This window comes from Enhygromyxa salina, from assembly GCF_002994615.1.
In the GTDB taxonomy this organism is placed as follows: Bacteria; Myxococcota_A; Polyangia; order Nannocystales; family Nannocystaceae; genus Plesiocystis; species Plesiocystis salina_A.
In genome coordinates this window covers 1-14,155 of record NZ_PVNK01000281.1, presented here as the reverse complement: position 1 = coordinate 14,155, position 14,155 = coordinate 1, and the positions used below count along the sequence as shown (strand labels likewise).

13 protein-coding genes are annotated in these 14,155 nt (G+C 68.2%); 7 read left to right on the top strand and 6 right to left on the bottom strand.

What is annotated here, in order from left to right:
* Positions 1 to 32 precede the first annotated feature (32 nt).
* Positions 33 to 1,361, top strand: a complete 1,329-nt coding sequence (locus ENSA5_RS32595) for a zinc ribbon domain-containing protein (protein ID WP_106395633.1) — start codon at positions 33 to 35, stop codon at positions 1,359 to 1,361.
* Between the two features lie 28 nt (positions 1,362 to 1,389).
* On the opposite strand, the gene ENSA5_RS32590 is transcribed toward ENSA5_RS32595, so the two are convergent.
* Positions 1,390 to 2,178, bottom strand: a complete 789-nt coding sequence (locus tag ENSA5_RS32590) for an ATP-binding protein (RefSeq protein WP_146156359.1) — start codon at positions 2,176 to 2,178, stop codon at positions 1,390 to 1,392.
* A 274-nt stretch (positions 2,179 to 2,452) separates the two neighbouring features.
* On the opposite strand from ENSA5_RS32590, the gene ENSA5_RS32585 reads away from it, so the two are divergent.
* Positions 2,453 to 3,028, top strand: coding sequence for a hypothetical protein (locus ENSA5_RS32585; protein ID WP_106395631.1), 576 nt, complete (start codon positions 2,453 to 2,455; stop codon positions 3,026 to 3,028).
* Between the two features lie 52 nt (positions 3,029 to 3,080).
* On the opposite strand, the gene acs is transcribed toward ENSA5_RS32585, so the two are convergent.
* Positions 3,081 to 5,069, bottom strand: coding sequence for an acetate--CoA ligase (gene acs, locus ENSA5_RS32580; RefSeq protein WP_106395630.1), 1,989 nt, complete (start codon positions 5,067 to 5,069; stop codon positions 3,081 to 3,083).
* Between the two features lie 83 nt (positions 5,070 to 5,152).
* On the opposite strand from acs, the gene ENSA5_RS32575 reads away from it, so the two are divergent.
* Both ENSA5_RS32575 and ENSA5_RS32570 read left to right on the top strand, forming a co-directional pair.
* Complete coding sequence (locus ENSA5_RS32575; RefSeq protein ID WP_181198391.1) at positions 5,153 to 6,178, top strand: penicillin-insensitive murein endopeptidase; 1,026 nt, start codon at positions 5,153 to 5,155, stop codon at positions 6,176 to 6,178.
* Positions 6,179 to 6,340: 162 nt separating this feature from the next.
* Positions 6,341 to 7,321: a diguanylate cyclase gene (locus ENSA5_RS32570; protein ID WP_181198390.1), complete on the top strand. Its 981-nt coding sequence runs from the start codon at positions 6,341 to 6,343 to the stop codon at positions 7,319 to 7,321.
* A 1-nt stretch (position 7,322) separates the two neighbouring features.
* On the opposite strand, the gene ENSA5_RS32565 is transcribed toward ENSA5_RS32570, so the two are convergent.
* Positions 7,323 to 8,120: a BtpA/SgcQ family protein gene (locus tag ENSA5_RS32565; protein ID WP_106395627.1), complete on the bottom strand. Its 798-nt coding sequence runs from the start codon at positions 8,118 to 8,120 to the stop codon at positions 7,323 to 7,325.
* Between the two features lie 114 nt (positions 8,121 to 8,234).
* On the opposite strand from ENSA5_RS32565, the gene ENSA5_RS32560 reads away from it, so the two are divergent.
* Both ENSA5_RS32560 and ENSA5_RS32555 read left to right on the top strand, forming a co-directional pair.
* Positions 8,235 to 9,635, top strand: coding sequence for a cytochrome P450 (locus tag ENSA5_RS32560; RefSeq protein WP_106395626.1), 1,401 nt, complete (start codon positions 8,235 to 8,237; stop codon positions 9,633 to 9,635).
* 18 nt (positions 9,636 to 9,653) lie between these two features.
* Positions 9,654 to 10,544, top strand: coding sequence for a patatin-like phospholipase family protein (locus ENSA5_RS32555; RefSeq protein ID WP_106395625.1), 891 nt, complete (start codon positions 9,654 to 9,656; stop codon positions 10,542 to 10,544).
* 253 nt (positions 10,545 to 10,797) lie between these two features.
* Here the strand turns inward: ENSA5_RS32555 and ENSA5_RS36620 are convergent, their stop codons facing one another.
* Both ENSA5_RS36620 and ENSA5_RS32550 read right to left on the bottom strand, forming a co-directional pair.
* The gene (locus ENSA5_RS36620; protein ID WP_146156358.1) at positions 10,798 to 11,361 is read right to left on the bottom strand and encodes a hypothetical protein; all 564 of its coding nucleotides are present in this window, start codon (positions 11,359 to 11,361) and stop codon (positions 10,798 to 10,800) included.
* Positions 11,362 to 11,498: 137 nt separating this feature from the next.
* Positions 11,499 to 11,786, bottom strand: a complete 288-nt coding sequence (locus ENSA5_RS32550) for an N-acetylmuramoyl-L-alanine amidase (RefSeq protein ID WP_106395624.1) — start codon at positions 11,784 to 11,786, stop codon at positions 11,499 to 11,501.
* A 234-nt stretch (positions 11,787 to 12,020) separates the two neighbouring features.
* Here ENSA5_RS32550 and ENSA5_RS32545 point away from each other — a divergent pair, with 234 nt between their 5' ends.
* Positions 12,021 to 12,995 carry a hypothetical protein gene (locus ENSA5_RS32545; protein WP_181198388.1) on the top strand — a complete coding sequence of 325 codons (975 nt, stop codon included), beginning with the start codon at positions 12,021 to 12,023 and terminating at the stop codon, positions 12,993 to 12,995.
* Positions 12,996 to 13,159: 164 nt separating this feature from the next.
* On the opposite strand, the gene ENSA5_RS32540 is transcribed toward ENSA5_RS32545, so the two are convergent.
* Positions 13,160 to 14,011 carry a hypothetical protein gene (locus ENSA5_RS32540; protein WP_146156355.1) on the bottom strand — a complete coding sequence of 284 codons (852 nt, stop codon included), beginning with the start codon at positions 14,009 to 14,011 and terminating at the stop codon, positions 13,160 to 13,162.
* Positions 14,012 to 14,155: the final 144 nt, after the last annotated feature.

The window sequence follows — 14,155 nt, the reverse complement described above, 5'->3', positions numbered from 1 at the left end:
CGCTTATACCCGGCTGAGCTAAGCTCGTGGCGATGAGCGAGGATGGGGCTCGGCCGGACGACGAGGTGGAGATCGTGACCGTGCCAGAGGACGAGCCGGTCTCGCCCGATCTCGACGCGCCGAGCTTCGACGCCGGGACCGTGTTTTGCCCCGAGTGCGGGACCGAGAACCTGGCCGACGTGACGCGCTGCGACAGCTGCGGCCGGGTGCTCGATCCCCTCGCCGAGGTCCAGCGATCGACGGCGCCGACGCGCAAGCTCAACGGCGTCGTCGTCGGAGCGGTCGCGGGGATCTGTCTGGCCGCGGTCTTGCTCGCGTGGCTCGCCGACTGGTCGATGGAGCTCACGGTCCACGAGGAGATTCGCTACGAGGGCGAGCGTCCGGTCCGGGTCGAGGTCCTGGCCTCGCGGGCGGGGCTGTCGCAGGTGTTCGGGACCTCGCTGGCCTTTGGCTTCGCCGGGCTCGTCGCCGCGCTCGTGTTCGCCGGTCGCTACCTGCGCGAGGTCGTGCTCGGGGCGACGGCCGGGATGTTCGCGCAGTACGTGATCTGGCGGTTCATGGTCGGGGCGGCCGGGGGCCACCTGCGCGCGGAGCTGCGGATCACTGGCGACGACTTCGTGATGCGCGGGCCAGCGCCGATCCTGCTCAGCCAGATCTTGCTGCTGATGCTGTTCACCGCGATGCTGTTCGCCTTCGCCGGCTGGATCGCGCGGGAGCAGCTGACCGGCAAGGCGACCTGCGTCCACTGCCACAGGGCCTACTCGCTGCGTCCGACGGCGCCGGTCCGCTGCCCCAGCTGCGACACCGAGCAGGACCGCGACGGGGTCCAGTGGCCGTGGGTCCTGCTCGTCGCGCTGCTGAGCTCGATCGTGTTCGCGCTCTTCGTCGCGCTGCTGCGCGAGCCGCTCGGCTTCGCGCTCGAGTGCCAGGGTACGCTGTCCGAGGCCTGCATCGCGGCCCAGGGAGACGACGCCTCCACGATCTTCGTGACCTCGATGACCGCCGACGAGTTCGTGTTCTGGGCCGTCGACCCGCGGCGCTACATCGGGCTGAGCGCGGTCTTGATGTTGATCGCCCCGCTCGCCCTGACCTTCGTGGTCAAGCGCGGCTCCCGGGCCTCGGCCGGGGCGCTGGTGCCGATCAACTGGATGCTCGCGACTCTCGTGGTCATGGTCGCGCTCGGCGACCTCGGGGCCAGCGACGCCGGGTTCATCTTCTTGATGCGCATGCAGGTGCTCGCGCTGTTTTGCTGGGGCGCGGCTGGGGTCGTCGGCGTGCTGCTCGGCGACAAGCTGCGCTTTCGCAAGGGCTCCGCCTACCTCGACGCAGGCGACGCCCTCGACGCCCTCGACGAAGATTAGGTCGTCCTCGAGCCCCCTTCAGGGCCGATCAAATCCCAGTTCCGACCATGATCAGGGGCGGGACCTTGGTCCGCTCGTCGTGGATGCGCAGCTCGATCATGCTCAGCTCCATCAAGAAGCCGAGCCCGCGCATGTAGAGGTCGTCGATCGAGAACGAGAGCTCGGCGAAGATCTCGGGGTCGGGCCGGAACGACACGCGCGTGTAGGTGTTGCGGCCCGGCCCGATCGGATCGCAGCGCATCGCGCTCTCGGGCTCGCCGCGATAGAAGGCCTGGCGCCAGATCCCGTCGGCGCGGCTGATCTCGAGCCGGCACCAGTGGCTGAGCGCACAGGTCACGACCGGCGCGGCCAGGCTCTGGGTCAAGATGACCTCGCCCGCGGGTGAGCGCCGCAGCCACGGCCAGCGCTGGAGCCCCCGCGCGGCGCGCTCGGGCGCGAAGCCAGGCCCGATGTGGGTGACCGTGGCCGCGCCGTCGCGCAGCAGGCGGATCTCGATGACCCGGCACTTGTCGTCGATCGCGTCGTCGAGGGCGAAGGCCATCGCGCCCTCGAGCATGGTCCCGAGCGCGGCCGGGCGGGTGATGTCGCCGACGGAGCCGGCCGGGTTCTCGCGGATGTTGGCGATGATCCGCGGTCGCTCGCGCGGTCGCCGAGGCTGGCTGCTGACCCACGCGCGCGCGCTCAGTACGTCCTTGGTCGGGGTTGGGAGCTCGTCGAGTGGCCTGCTCGCTGGGGGCTGAGCGAGGCTCGCGTCGAGCTCCCGATCGCGGGTCAACCCGTCGAGGGCCGCCCGAAGTAGCTCCGCCACCCCGCGCACGCGCGGAATGTACCAGCGAATGGCGAGCGCGCGGACGGCGAGTCGCGGGACCAGGCTGGTACGCCCCGCGGGGGGGATCTCGACGAGCTCGAGGCGATCGCTGCAACACGCAACGCTCGGCCGCTCGCGCGCCCGGTCACCACGATCTTCGGTAAGCGCGACAGCACGGGCCAGCGGAGCCCGGGCCCCACCTCGAGCGTGCTGAGCCCGCGAGACGAGGGCCTGGGGGGACGCGGCGTTGGCCGCCTCCCCATCCAACCGATAGGCTCTGTGCATGTACTACGAGACCCGCATCCTCGATGTACTCAGATTCGATCGGACCGATGTGCCACGCCTCATCGCGGCAACGACCGACGTGGGGCAGGTCGACCTCGCGTGGGCGGGAGAGACGGCCGACCCGGACTCGAGCGCGACGGACCACGAGTTCTACGATCTGCTCAGAAGCACACTCGGCGTGCGCATCATGAGCGACCCGTCGGTGCCCGTCGTCCTCCTCGAGGTCATTGAAGACCCGCGCAACCAGGGTCCCGCCATCGCGGATGCCGTCTGCTCCGTCTTCGGCTGCGTCTCGCTTGATTCCTTGCGGGAGCGCTGCCTGCAGGAGCTGACGGCTCCCAACCTCCGACGCTGGGGCATGGTGTTGGGGGGGCGATGGACGCCCACCGACGTCGAGCTCGTGGAGTCCGCGCTGGGCTCGGACGACCTCGAGTGCCGCGTCGCCGGAGCCGAGGCCATCGCGCTGTCGCCCGCCATCGCGCTTCGTGCGTTGCTCTCGACCGCCTTGGAGCGGGAGTTGGACGACGGCGCCCTCCGGGTGATGACGTGGGCGCTGCAACAGCTTGGCGACTGACGCAAGGGCCAGGACCTGGCTCGACTCGAGCCGGGCCAAGAGACCTGGCCGGTCAGTCGTCCTTGCTGAACAATTCCGCGCCGCGCACGATCACCTCGACGACCGATGGGTCAGCGAGGGTCGAGACGTCGCCGAGCTTGTCGGGCTCGCCCTCGGCGATCTTGCGCAAGATCCTGCGCATGCACTTGCCCGAGCGCGTCTTGGGCAGGCCGGGCACGAACTGGAGGCGATCGATCCGCGCGTGGGCGCCGATCGACGCGCGCACGGCCCTGTGTGCGTTCTTGGCCGCCTCCGCGCGGTCGTCGGATCCCGGCTGCAAGACCACGTAGGCGTGGACGCCCTGGCCCTTCACCGGGTGGGGGTAGCCGACGACCGCGGCCTCGGCGAGCTCGTCGATTGCGATCAGCGCAGACTCGAATTCCGCGGTGCCCATGCGGTGGCCCGAGACGTTGAGCACGTCGTCGACCCGACCGGTGATCCAGTAGTAGCCGTCAGCGTCGCGGCGGCAGCCGTCGCCCGTGAAGTAGCGGCCCTCGAACATCGTGAAGTAGGTCGAGACGTAGCGCTCGTGGTCGCCCCACACGGTCCGGGCGATGCCGGGCCAGGGGTGCTCGAGGCACAGCCGGCCCTGGCCGGGGCCGATCAGCGCGCGGGCGTCGTCGTCGACCAGGGTCGGGAGGATCCCGGGCAGCGGCAGCGTGGCCGAGCCGGGCTTCTCGGGGGTGGCCGGGGCGATCGGGGTGATGCAGTGACCGCCGGTCTCGGTCTGCCACCAGGTATCAACGACGGCGCAGCGCTCTTGGCCGACGACCTCGTAGTACCACTGCCACGCGACCGGATCGATCGGCTCTCCGACGGTTCCGAGCACGCGCAGCGAGGACAGATCGTGCTTGCGAACCGGCTCGGGGCCGTGGGCGGCGAGGGTCCGGATCGCCGTGGGCGCGGTGTAGAAGACCGTGATCTGGTGGCGCGCGACCATATCCCAGTAGCGGTCGACGTCGGGGTAGGTCGGGATCGACTCGAAGATCACACTGGTCGCGCCGTTGCACAGCGGGCCGTAGACGATGTAGCTGTGCCCGGTGACCCAGCCGATGTCGGCGGCGCACGCGTAGACGTCGTCCTCGCGGAGGTCAAAGGTCACCGCGTGGGTGTAGGCCGTCCACGTCAGGTAGCCGGCGCAGGTGTGGACCAGACCCTTGGGGCGGCCGGTCGAGCCCGAGGTGTAGAGGATGAACAGGGGATCCTCGGCGCCGCAGGTCGTGGCCTCGTGGGTCTCGCTGGCCTTGTCGACGGTGTCGTGCCACCACAGGTCGCGGCCGTCTTGCATGCTGACGAGCTCGGCCGGGGCCTCGGCGTCGCGCTGGTAGACCAGGACCTTCTCGACCCCGTGCTCGCCCTCGAGCGCCGCGTCGACGGTCCGCTTGAGCGGGATGTTCTTGCCGCCGCGCTTGCCGACGTCCTGGGTGATGACGATCGAGGCGCCGCAGTCGCGAACCCGGTCGCGGACAGCCTCGGCCGAGAACCCGCCGAACACGACCGAGTGCACGGCCCCGAGCCGGGCGCAGGCCAGCATCGCGATCGCGGCCTCGGGGACCATGCCCATGTAGATGATCGCGCGCTCGCCCTTCTTGAGCCCGAGCTCGGCGAGGGCGTTGGCGCAGCGGCAGACCTCCGCGTGGAGCTGTGAGTAGCTCAGCTTGCGGACCTCGCTGGGCTCGTCGCCCTCCCACAGGATCGCCGTCTTGTCGCCGCGCCGCTCGAGGTGGCGGTCGAGGCAGGACTCGCTGACGTTGAGCTCGCCGTCGCCGAACCATGCGATCGGGCTGTCGCGGACCGACCAGAAATCGCCCTCGAGCCCGCGCGTGGGTGGCTTGCGCCAGTGGACCCGCTGCTTGGCCTGGGCCAGCCAGTAGCCGCCGGGGTCGGCCTCGGCCCGGGCCCAGTGCTCGCGGTAGGCGGGCATGTCCTGGATCTGCGAGGTGCTGCCCGCGCGCACGCGGTCGTCGACGTCGATGATGTCGGGGCGTTCGGCTTCGGTCATCGCCCACGATGGTCGGTGATCCGCGCGGTTCAGAAAAGGGCGAGAAATTTGCCCGCGCGCGCCAGTTGGCGGAGGGTGCTGCCATGCGCTGGCCCGGGATGGTCCTGTTCGTAGGCCTCACGGGCCTGGCGTCGCTCGCAGGGCCCCAAAGCTCGGCCTTGGCCGGGTCGACCACGCACGTGGTCAGGTCCGGCGACACGCTGTGGGAGCTGGCCGAGGACAGCGGGTGCACGATCGCGCAGCTGCGTGAGGCCAACGATCTGGGCCCCGACGACCCGATCGTGATCGGGCGTGAGCTCGATCTCTCGCCGTGTCCGGGCCACCGCCAGCGCGCGAGCGGGCGGACCTACGTGGTCGCGTCCGGCGACAGCCTCGCCGCGATCGCCCGGCGCCACGGGACCACGATCGCGCAGCTGCGCGAGCTCAACGGGATCGAGGGCAGCCTGATCCGCGTGGGCCAGAAGCTGCGGGTGCCCGGCGAGGCCAGGCGAGCGGTGCGCCTGCTGACCGGCCAGAGCCGCGGTCGACCCGGTCACGGCTGGCTGCATCAGCCGACCCAGCTCCCGCGCAGCGGCCTGTACTACCGCCGCCGCGTCGAGCGGACCTGGGCCGCCGCGCACGTCATCGACCGCACCCTCAACGCCGTCCACGACGCCCACGCCGCCTTCCCCAAGCTTCACCGCCTCGCGATCGGGGATCTGTCCGACAAGGACGGCGGGCCCCTCCACGGTCACCACTCGCACCAGTCCGGGCGCGACATCGACATCGGCCTCTACTACCGCCGGGTCCCCGCGGGCTACCCCAAGGAATTTGTCGCCGCGACCAAGGACACCCTCGACGCCGCCGCGACCTGGGCCCTGGTCGAGAGCTTCGTCCGCACGAGCGGGGAAGATGGCGGGGTCGAGAAGATCTTCCTCGACTACGAGCTGCAGGGCTGGCTGTACGCGGCCGCCCGCGCCGACGGGTGGTCGAAGGCCAAGCTGCGCGATGTGTTTCAGTACCCCGACGGGAAGTACGCGAAGCACGGGATCGTGCGCCACGAGCCCAAGCATGACGATCACATCCACGTGCGCTTCAGCTGCGCGCCCAATGATGGTCCATGTCGCTAGCAGCCCGGGCTGCTAGGGGTGACGACCGGGGCCGTAGCGAGGTCGTCGGCCGGTTCTGACCCATGAGCGGAGCGAGCCGCGTGGGCGCCGCAGGCTGGGGCCCGCGAGCGGCGCATGAGACCATTCGGCGAGGGACCTGCGATCATCCCGACCGACGTCTCCATGGAAGCCAGCCAAGATCAGGACCGCGCGCAGATCTTGGTCGTCGACGATGATCCGAGCGCCGCCGCAAACACCCGCTCGATCCTGCTCGAGCTCGGCTACGCGGTGACCGTGGCCAACGGCTGGGCCGACGCGCTGCGGGCCTTCGATCCAGACCACACCGATCTCGTGATCATGGACGCCGTCATGCCCAAGGTCGACGGCCTCAAGCTGACCCGGCTGCTGCGCGACCAGTCGAAGTCCTACGTGCCGACCGTGTTCCTGACCGGCCTGCGCAGCCGCGAGGTCCGCGAGCAGTGCATCAACGCGGGCGCCGACGACTTCCTGACCAAGCCCGTCGACCACCTCGAGCTTCGCGTCCGGCTGACCGCGATGCTGCGGATTCGCGCGCTGACGAAGGCGCTCGAGGACAAGAGCCGCGAGTTCGAGCGCGCCGCCCGAACCGACTCACTGACCGGTATCGGCAACCGCCGGGTGTTCGACGAGCAGATCGTGGCCGAGATCTCGCGCTCGGTTCGCTACGGCCGGCCGATGGCGCTGTTGATGTTTGACCTCGACGAATTCAAGGCCGTCAACGATCAGCACGGACACCTGGCCGGCGACGCGCTCCTGGCCCTGTTTGGCAAGGTCTTGCGCGAGCAGCTGCGGGTCTCCGACCTGCCGAGCCGCTACGGCGGCGAGGAGTTCATGGTCATCGCACCCGAGACCACGGCCGAGCAGGCCCAGGTCCTCGCCGCGCGGGTCCGGAACGATTTTGCCCAGCGCTCGGTCGAGGTGAGCGCCGCGGGGGCCCAGACGGTGTCGGTCGGGATCGCGAGCACCGACGTGCTCGACGGGAAGCTGGAGCGCAAGACGCTGGTGCTCGCGGCTGACGCGGCGCTGTATCGGGCGAAGGCGCGGGGCCGGAACCGGGTGGAGATCGGCGGGGGCGCGGCGACGACCGACCGACGACATGGGGGCGAACTCGATCGCGACGACTGACTCAGGCGCGTGGCGTCTGGCAGCGCCCAACCAGCTCGCGCACGCGCGCAGGATCCACGGCATCGCGCACGACCCCGCCCCGCTTGAACCACGTCCCGACGATCGCGGCGTCGGCGTGGGCGAGCAGCGCCGCCGCGTTGTCGGGGTTCAGCCCCGAGCCGATGATCACCGGCCGCCCCGACGCCGCCTTGCGAACGCGCTCGAGCAAGCCCACGTCGACCGGGGCCCCGGTCGCGGCGCCCGTGACGATGACCGCGTCGGCGAGCCCGCGGTCGATGCAGTCATGGGTGGCGGTCTCGGGCTCGAGCGGCGCGAGCGGGGCCGCGTGCTTGACGAGCACGTCGGCCCAGATCTGGATCCGCCGGGCGCCGAGCAGCTCGCGGTAGCGCAGGGTGTGCGCGGCCTCGCCCTCGATCACGCCCTGGTCGGTCAGGTAGGCGCCGGTGTGAACGTTGACGCGGATGAAGTCGAGCTCGCAGGCGGCCGCGATCCCGAGCGCGGTGTGGGCGTCGTTGCGCAGGCAGTTGACCCCAACCGGGACGCCGAGCTGCCTGCAGGCCTGGCACACGAGGGCCAGCGCCGCGGCCTGGTGCGGGGGCAGGCGATCCCCGGCGCAGCCCTTGACGAAGGGCGCCGAGCCGAAGTTCTCGACGATCAGCCCGCTCACGCCGCCCGCGACGAGGGCCTCGGCGTCGGCCCGGGCGCGGGCGTAGGCGGCCGCGAAGCCGCCCTCGCCAGCGGCCGGATCACCGGGCAGCGGGAGCAGGTGGACGACGCCGATCAGTCCGCGCGCTTGCACGGGCCCAGCCTCTCACGCTCGGTCCGCGTGGACCACACGTGATCCTGGCCACAGGCCCCCGCGCGGCGCTTTTGTCCCTGACTGCGCCCGGCTACGGTCCCGAGAGGACCCGCCATGCGCCGCACGATCTTCTCGACCCCGCGCACGCCCGCCGCCGCGCCAAATCTGCCGCCCCGCCTCGAGGGCGGCCTGCCGCTGCTCGGCCACGCCCTCGAATTCCGGACCAACCCGATCCGCCTGATGGAGCGCGCCCGCGCCCACCACGGGGATCTGTGCACCGTCGCGATGCCGGGCACCGACGCGATCGTGATGACCGGGGCCAAGGCCCAGGAAAAATTCTTCCGCGTCAGCGACGACGACGTCAGCCAGGCCGAGGCCTACCGCCTGATGACGCCGATCTTCGGCAAGGGCATCGCCTACGACGCGCCGCCGCCGATCATGAAAGAGCAGCTCGGCTTCTTCCACGAGGCGCTGCGCGAGGCCCGGATGCGGACCTACGCCCAGGGCTTCATCGACGAGGCCGAGGACTACTTCTCGACCTGGGACGACGTCGGCGTCGTCGACATGTACGCGGTCGGCAACGAGCTGACGATCTACACCTCGAGCCGCTCGCTGCTCGGCAACGAGTTTCGCCAGCAGCTCTCGGGTGAGTTCGCCAAGCTCTACACCGACATGGAGGGGGGCCTCAGCGCGCTCGCGTTCATGGCCCCCTACTTGCCGACGCCCGCGTTTCGCAAGCGCGACAAGGCCCGCGCGCGGATGGTCGAGCTGATCACCAAGATCGTCGATGACCGGCGCGAGCGCGGGACCGTCGGCGACGACATGCTCCAGAGCCTGATGGACGCCAGCTACAAGGACGGCCGCAAGCTCAGCGAGGACGAGATCTGCGGGCTGCTGCTGACGATCATGTTCGCCGGCCACCACACCAGCGGCGTGACCTTCTCGTGGACGGGGATCTTGCTGGCCCAGCACCCCGAGTGGGTCGCCGAGCTGCGCGCGGAGCAGCGCGCCCTGCTCGGCGATCGCAGCGAGCTGACGCTCGAGGATCTGCGCGCGATGCCCAAGCTCGACGCCACGATCAAGGAGGTCCTGCGCATGTACCCGCCGATCGTCGTGATGATGCGCAAGGTCGTGAACGACTTCAGCTTCGGCGGCTACGACATCCCCCACGGGAGCATGATCTTCGCCTCGCCGACGGTGTCGCACTACATGCCCGAGGTGTTCCCCGAGCCGCACAAATTCGATCCGACGCGCTTCATGGCGCCGCACAACGCGGACAAGAAGAACCCGATGGCCTGGATCCCCTTCGGCGCCGGGCGCCACCGCTGCATGGGCATCGTGTTTGCCCAGCTCCAGCTGCGCGCGCTGTGGAGCCACCTCCTGCGCAACTTCGACTTCGAGACGGTCGAGGACAGCTACGAGCCCGACTACACCCGGCTGCTCGTCGGCCCGCGCGAGCCGTGTCGGCTCCGCTATCGTCGGCGCAGCCACAAGCGGGTGATCGCCGCGGCGTAGCGCGATAGGGTGGTTGCGATGTCCGGTCGCTTCTCGATCGTCCTGTCCGGTGGCGGGTGCAAGGTGTTTTGGGCCAACGGCGCCCTCCAGGTCATCAACGAGCTGCTCCCGCCGATCGACCACTGGGCGGGCGCCAGCGCCGGGGCGGCCTTTGCTCTGGTCCAGGCCGGGGGCCGCTTCGACGAGACCCTCGAGCACTTCGTCGGGCGGGTGGCGGCCAACCGCCGCAACTTCTACCCGCGCCGCGCGCTGCGTCGCCAGCGGCCCTTCCCACACAACGACATCTACCGCGACTCGATCCGCTTCTTTCTCGACGGCGACGGCTTCGAGCGGGTCCGCCAGGGCACGCCGGTTCACATCCTCCTGAGCTATGTCCACGCGGATCAGCCCTTTGTCTCGACCAGCTTGAACGCGATCCAGGCCTTCATGGATCGGCGCCGCCGGGGCGTGCTGCACGGGCCGCGCGAGCTGCCCCCGGGGATCGGGGCGCAGGTCGTGTGCTCGCGCAACGCCGCCGACGTCGAGCAGCTGCTCAACTGGACGCTGATGTCGTCGACGATCCCGCCGATCACGCCGATCCAGGAGGCCGGGGGGCGGCGCTACTTGGATGGCGGGCTGATCGACAACATCCCGATTCGCGCGCTGCCCGACGAGGCGCGCGCCCCCGGGTCGAAGATCCTGTGTCTGGTCAGCCACAAGTTCCGCGTGCCCGAGCGGCCCGTGATGCTGCCCGATGGCGCGCAGGTGCTGTACTTGGCCGCGCGCGAGCCCCTGCCCGTGCGGGTCTGGGACTACACCTCGCCCGCGCGGATCAACGCGGCGCTCGAGCTCGGCCGCCGCGACGCGGCGGCGATGCGCGACCGGCTGCTCGACTTTGTCCACGGCGGCGCGCAGGCCCGCACGGGCTAGCAGCACGGGGTGCAATGCCTCGCGCCGCCTCGCTTGGCCTTTTCGCCGAGGGCTTTGTCGCCAAAACTTGCAGTACGCCCGCCTCGGTCGCGTCCGCAAGACCCGGGCACGGACCCGGGGCCGGGTTGGCAAGTTGACCTCGACCTCCAGCGTAACCTGTGGCCACGTGCGAGTCCGCCGCTGAGCGTTGACCCCCGGACGCCAGAGTAGATCGACCGCTCGCAGACAAACAGCTTGAGTCCCACGGCGGCGGTCAAATTGGACCTACCTGGGCGTAGGCCATCATGACTTTGAGAATAAATTCAGCTGTCCGATAGTCGACTCGCCCATGCTGTTGACTCGTGAGTGAGTCGTTGGGCATGTATCGAACCTTGAACGCTTTGATGGCGTACTTGAGGGTCACGTGAAAGACAGAACCATGTCCGTTGAATGCTCCTACAGGGGCAGCGTAGCCAATCTGGCCTAGGTAGTGGTGCAAATCCCGAATTGGAGTGCCGGCGAAGTCAGCTTGCGGCTTTTCGCCCCAAGTCTGAGCATCATCATCATCCCCTTCTCGTAGGGGCCGCACCTGATTTCGACTCTTATCAAAATACCCAGAGTAGTAACGACTGTCCCAATCCTGGGGAACACCAATCGTGTCAGGATGGGGAGCAACGCCCCTGTCCGCCAAGTAGTCCCACCCAAAGCTACGTCCAGGGCAACTCGTCAGCCGATCGTTCGGGTGCAGCGCGGGGCCATTTGACGGGTCGTAGTCAATGCCAAGATCGAAGGACTTGATATGCCTTTCAACTTTCTCATTGATTTGTTGTCCGGTCAATGGAGGGGTTACGGTCTCCAGGCTGCTACGCTTTTTGGCGCGCTCCCTAGCGAGTAAGGCCCTCTGATCAGGGGTGAGTTGAGATGGGTCGTTGAATTCAGTCCGTACTGCTTGGTTCCTCCGTAGCTCCGTGTCACTCATGCAACGAACTTCACCATGCCCAGCGATGTTTCGGCATCGATGTTGAATTTGGACTTGGTTTGCTGGACAAGTTCCGCGGAGACCCGCATCTGCGCGGGGGACTGCCCAACTGGCAAGTGCGTCCAGCCATGCTCGATCCCCACCGCGCGAGAGTTCATTTTCTTTACTCCCCGCCAATAAGAAGTATGTGCGTGGCCGAGGCTTCGTGTATCTGGGCACATTTTGACGACGTGGCCATCGTAGTCCACGATATAGTGAACCCCTGTGGTTACAGATCCATTCATGAATTTGGAGAGTGCCCCGTCACGACCGCGTGGCGTAGACACCGGAGTGCCGAGTAGTCGTCGAGACGACGCCCGGACCGGGGCGGCGGCCCTCGATGGAGCCACAGCTCTCCCGCCCCCATGCTGGGGATGCGCAGGGGGCCGACGTAGATGCCCAGAGCCACGCTCAGAGTGTCTTGCTTCGCCTCGAACGGGTCAAGTGACATGGTGAGAACCGGCGGGTAGAATGCTGACGTGCGCAGGCGCGACACAGGGGGGCGAGCGGGAGCTGGGGGCATCGCTTCCCTGATAGTGGTGGCAGCGAGCATCTGCTCGCTCTCCTGCCGACCTGATCCAACCCCAGTAATCCCGCCGAAAATAGAGCCCAAGTCCGAACCTGTTGGTGAAGACCCCACCGATTTAGCGGCCGCGCCCTCCTCGCCGCGGTTTTTTTGGGCCACCAAGGATGGTGAGCGCTTGCGTGCTCAGATCCTCAGCTTCGAGGATGAGGGGCTGTGGGCCAAGCTTGACGAGGCCGACATGGGTCCAGTCGATCCGAGCGCCGACTGTATCCCCGAGTACTTCCAAGTCGGCGATGAATACCAAGTTGCCAGCGCAACTGGCGTGTACGCTGCGACCCTCACTGGTTTCGAAGTGGACGTCCGTCCCTTCGAGGGTGATAGCATCTTGATGCTCGTCTTCACTCCCCATCACCCGCTGGATGAAGGAGGCCTCGTCGTCCGAGCCGACGGCCCGCGCCTGACTCCTCTGCGTCCGATGGACAAGCAGGATGACCTCTCCGCGAACTATCTCGAGGCCTACCGTGATCTCACCGATCGGCTCAGTTACGAAGACGATGACCTAGAAACCAGGCGACCTGAAGTCATTCCAGCGCGATTTCCTCCACCGTACGAAGTACTGGTGAACGCAACCTGGACTGTGCGCAACCCTTCGATTTTTGGGGAGATCGGCGCGGGTTTGTTGCTTGGTCATCAGGGACAATTGATGGACTTCCCCAAGGAGGCCCTTCGGACTTCGCAATACTATCGACAATACTCTCTCATTGACATCGGAGATGATGGGATCGATGACTTCCTCGTCGAGTACTGTGACAACTATGAGACATCCCTCACCATGTTGGTGCTCCACGTTTGGCAGGGTGATCAGCTGATTGAGGCGTACCTTCACGAGGGTTGGGTCCCCAGGCCATCGTGGGGTGGACAGCCGTAGAGGCGGCATCGTCAGGTTTCGGTGGTGTTATCCAGTGCACAAGGCCAAAACTTGGAGTACGCCCGGCCCCCGCTAGCAGCCCGGGGTGCAATGCCTCGCGCCGCGTCGCTTGGCCTTTTCGCCGAGGGCTTTGTCGCCAAAACTTGGAGTACGCCCGGCCCCCGCTACTCGACGAGGTTGAGGCCCCACGGCGGCGACGCGTTGGTCAGCCACCCGGCCTCACATCGGAGCGTCAGGGCTTCGAACTCGAGGTCGTCCTTGGTGGCGTGCCAGGTGTAGACCCCGGGCTCGGCGTCCGCGATCAGGACCCCGCCATCGGTCGTCGTGGCCATCAGCGAGGGATCGGGGATGACGTCCGTGTTGAAGTAAAATGGCCCCTGCTCGAGGGGCACCGCCGGGTCGGTCGTGACCGTGGCGTCGGGTTCACCGATCGCCCAGATGTCTTCGGCGCCGGCTGCCGAGACCGTGGTCGCCATCTGGCAGCGGGTCGGATCCGACGCGTCGGCCCCGACCAGCGCCGCGGCCCCGGTCGCGATCGTGTGGCTCACCGCCTGGAAGCTCAGCCCGCTCAGATCCGCGCCGTCGACCGGGAAGGTGGCCGTGAGCAGCGGGTAGAAGTCGGGGTGCTCCAGGGCCAGGGTCACGTCGACGCCGTCGGGGATGCCCTCGATGGAGAAGACGTGGTCCTCGTCCTGGCTCAAGCTCACCCGCAGCTGCGGGGCCTCGAACACGAAGACCTCGGCGCCGTCGACATCGGTGACCCACTCGATCTCACCGAGGGTCGGCATCTCGAAGAAGTAGGCCCGACCGCTGATCGTGCGGGGCCCTTCTCCCCACCCCGGGTCGGGGCTCTCGTCGCCGCCGGTCTCGTCCTCGCCGGTCTCGCCCTCGCCGGTCTCGCCGGTCTCGCCGGTCTCGCCGGTCTCGCCGGTCTCGCCCGCGCTCGTGGCGTCTGTGCTCGTGGCGTCGGCCGCATCATCTTGGCTCGGTCCTGCACAAGCGCAGCAGAGCATCATCGCGCTCGCCATCATCCCTAGCAGCCCGTGGAGCAATGCCTCGCGCCGGCTCGCTTGGCCTTTTCGCCGAGGGCTTTGTCGCCAAAACTTGGAGTACGCCCGGTACAGCGGCGTTTTGGCTTCGCGCCCTCGGCGAAAATTCCG

Excerpts from the sequence above, each read along its gene's own strand:
- ENSA5_RS32595 (WP_106395633.1), top strand. The coding sequence starts at position 33 with ATGAGCGAGGATGGGGCTCGGCCGGACGACGAGGTGGAGATCGTGACC.
- ENSA5_RS32585 (WP_106395631.1), top strand. The coding sequence starts at position 2,453 with ATGTACTACGAGACCCGCATCCTCGATGTACTCAGATTCGATCGGACC.
- acs (WP_106395630.1), bottom strand. The coding sequence starts at position 5,069 with ATGACCGAAGCCGAACGCCCCGACATCATCGACGTCGACGACCGCGTG.
- ENSA5_RS32575 (WP_181198391.1), top strand. The coding sequence starts at position 5,153 with ATGCGCTGGCCCGGGATGGTCCTGTTCGTAGGCCTCACGGGCCTGGCG.
- ENSA5_RS32570 (WP_181198390.1), top strand. The coding sequence starts at position 6,341 with ATGGAAGCCAGCCAAGATCAGGACCGCGCGCAGATCTTGGTCGTCGAC.
- ENSA5_RS32560 (WP_106395626.1), top strand. The coding sequence starts at position 8,235 with ATGCGCCGCACGATCTTCTCGACCCCGCGCACGCCCGCCGCCGCGCCA.
- ENSA5_RS32555 (WP_106395625.1), top strand. The coding sequence starts at position 9,654 with ATGTCCGGTCGCTTCTCGATCGTCCTGTCCGGTGGCGGGTGCAAGGTG.
- ENSA5_RS32550 (WP_106395624.1), bottom strand. The coding sequence starts at position 11,786 with ATGAATGGATCTGTAACCACAGGGGTTCACTATATCGTGGACTACGAT.
- ENSA5_RS32540 (WP_146156355.1), bottom strand. The coding sequence starts at position 14,011 with ATGATGCTCTGCTGCGCTTGTGCAGGACCGAGCCAAGATGATGCGGCC.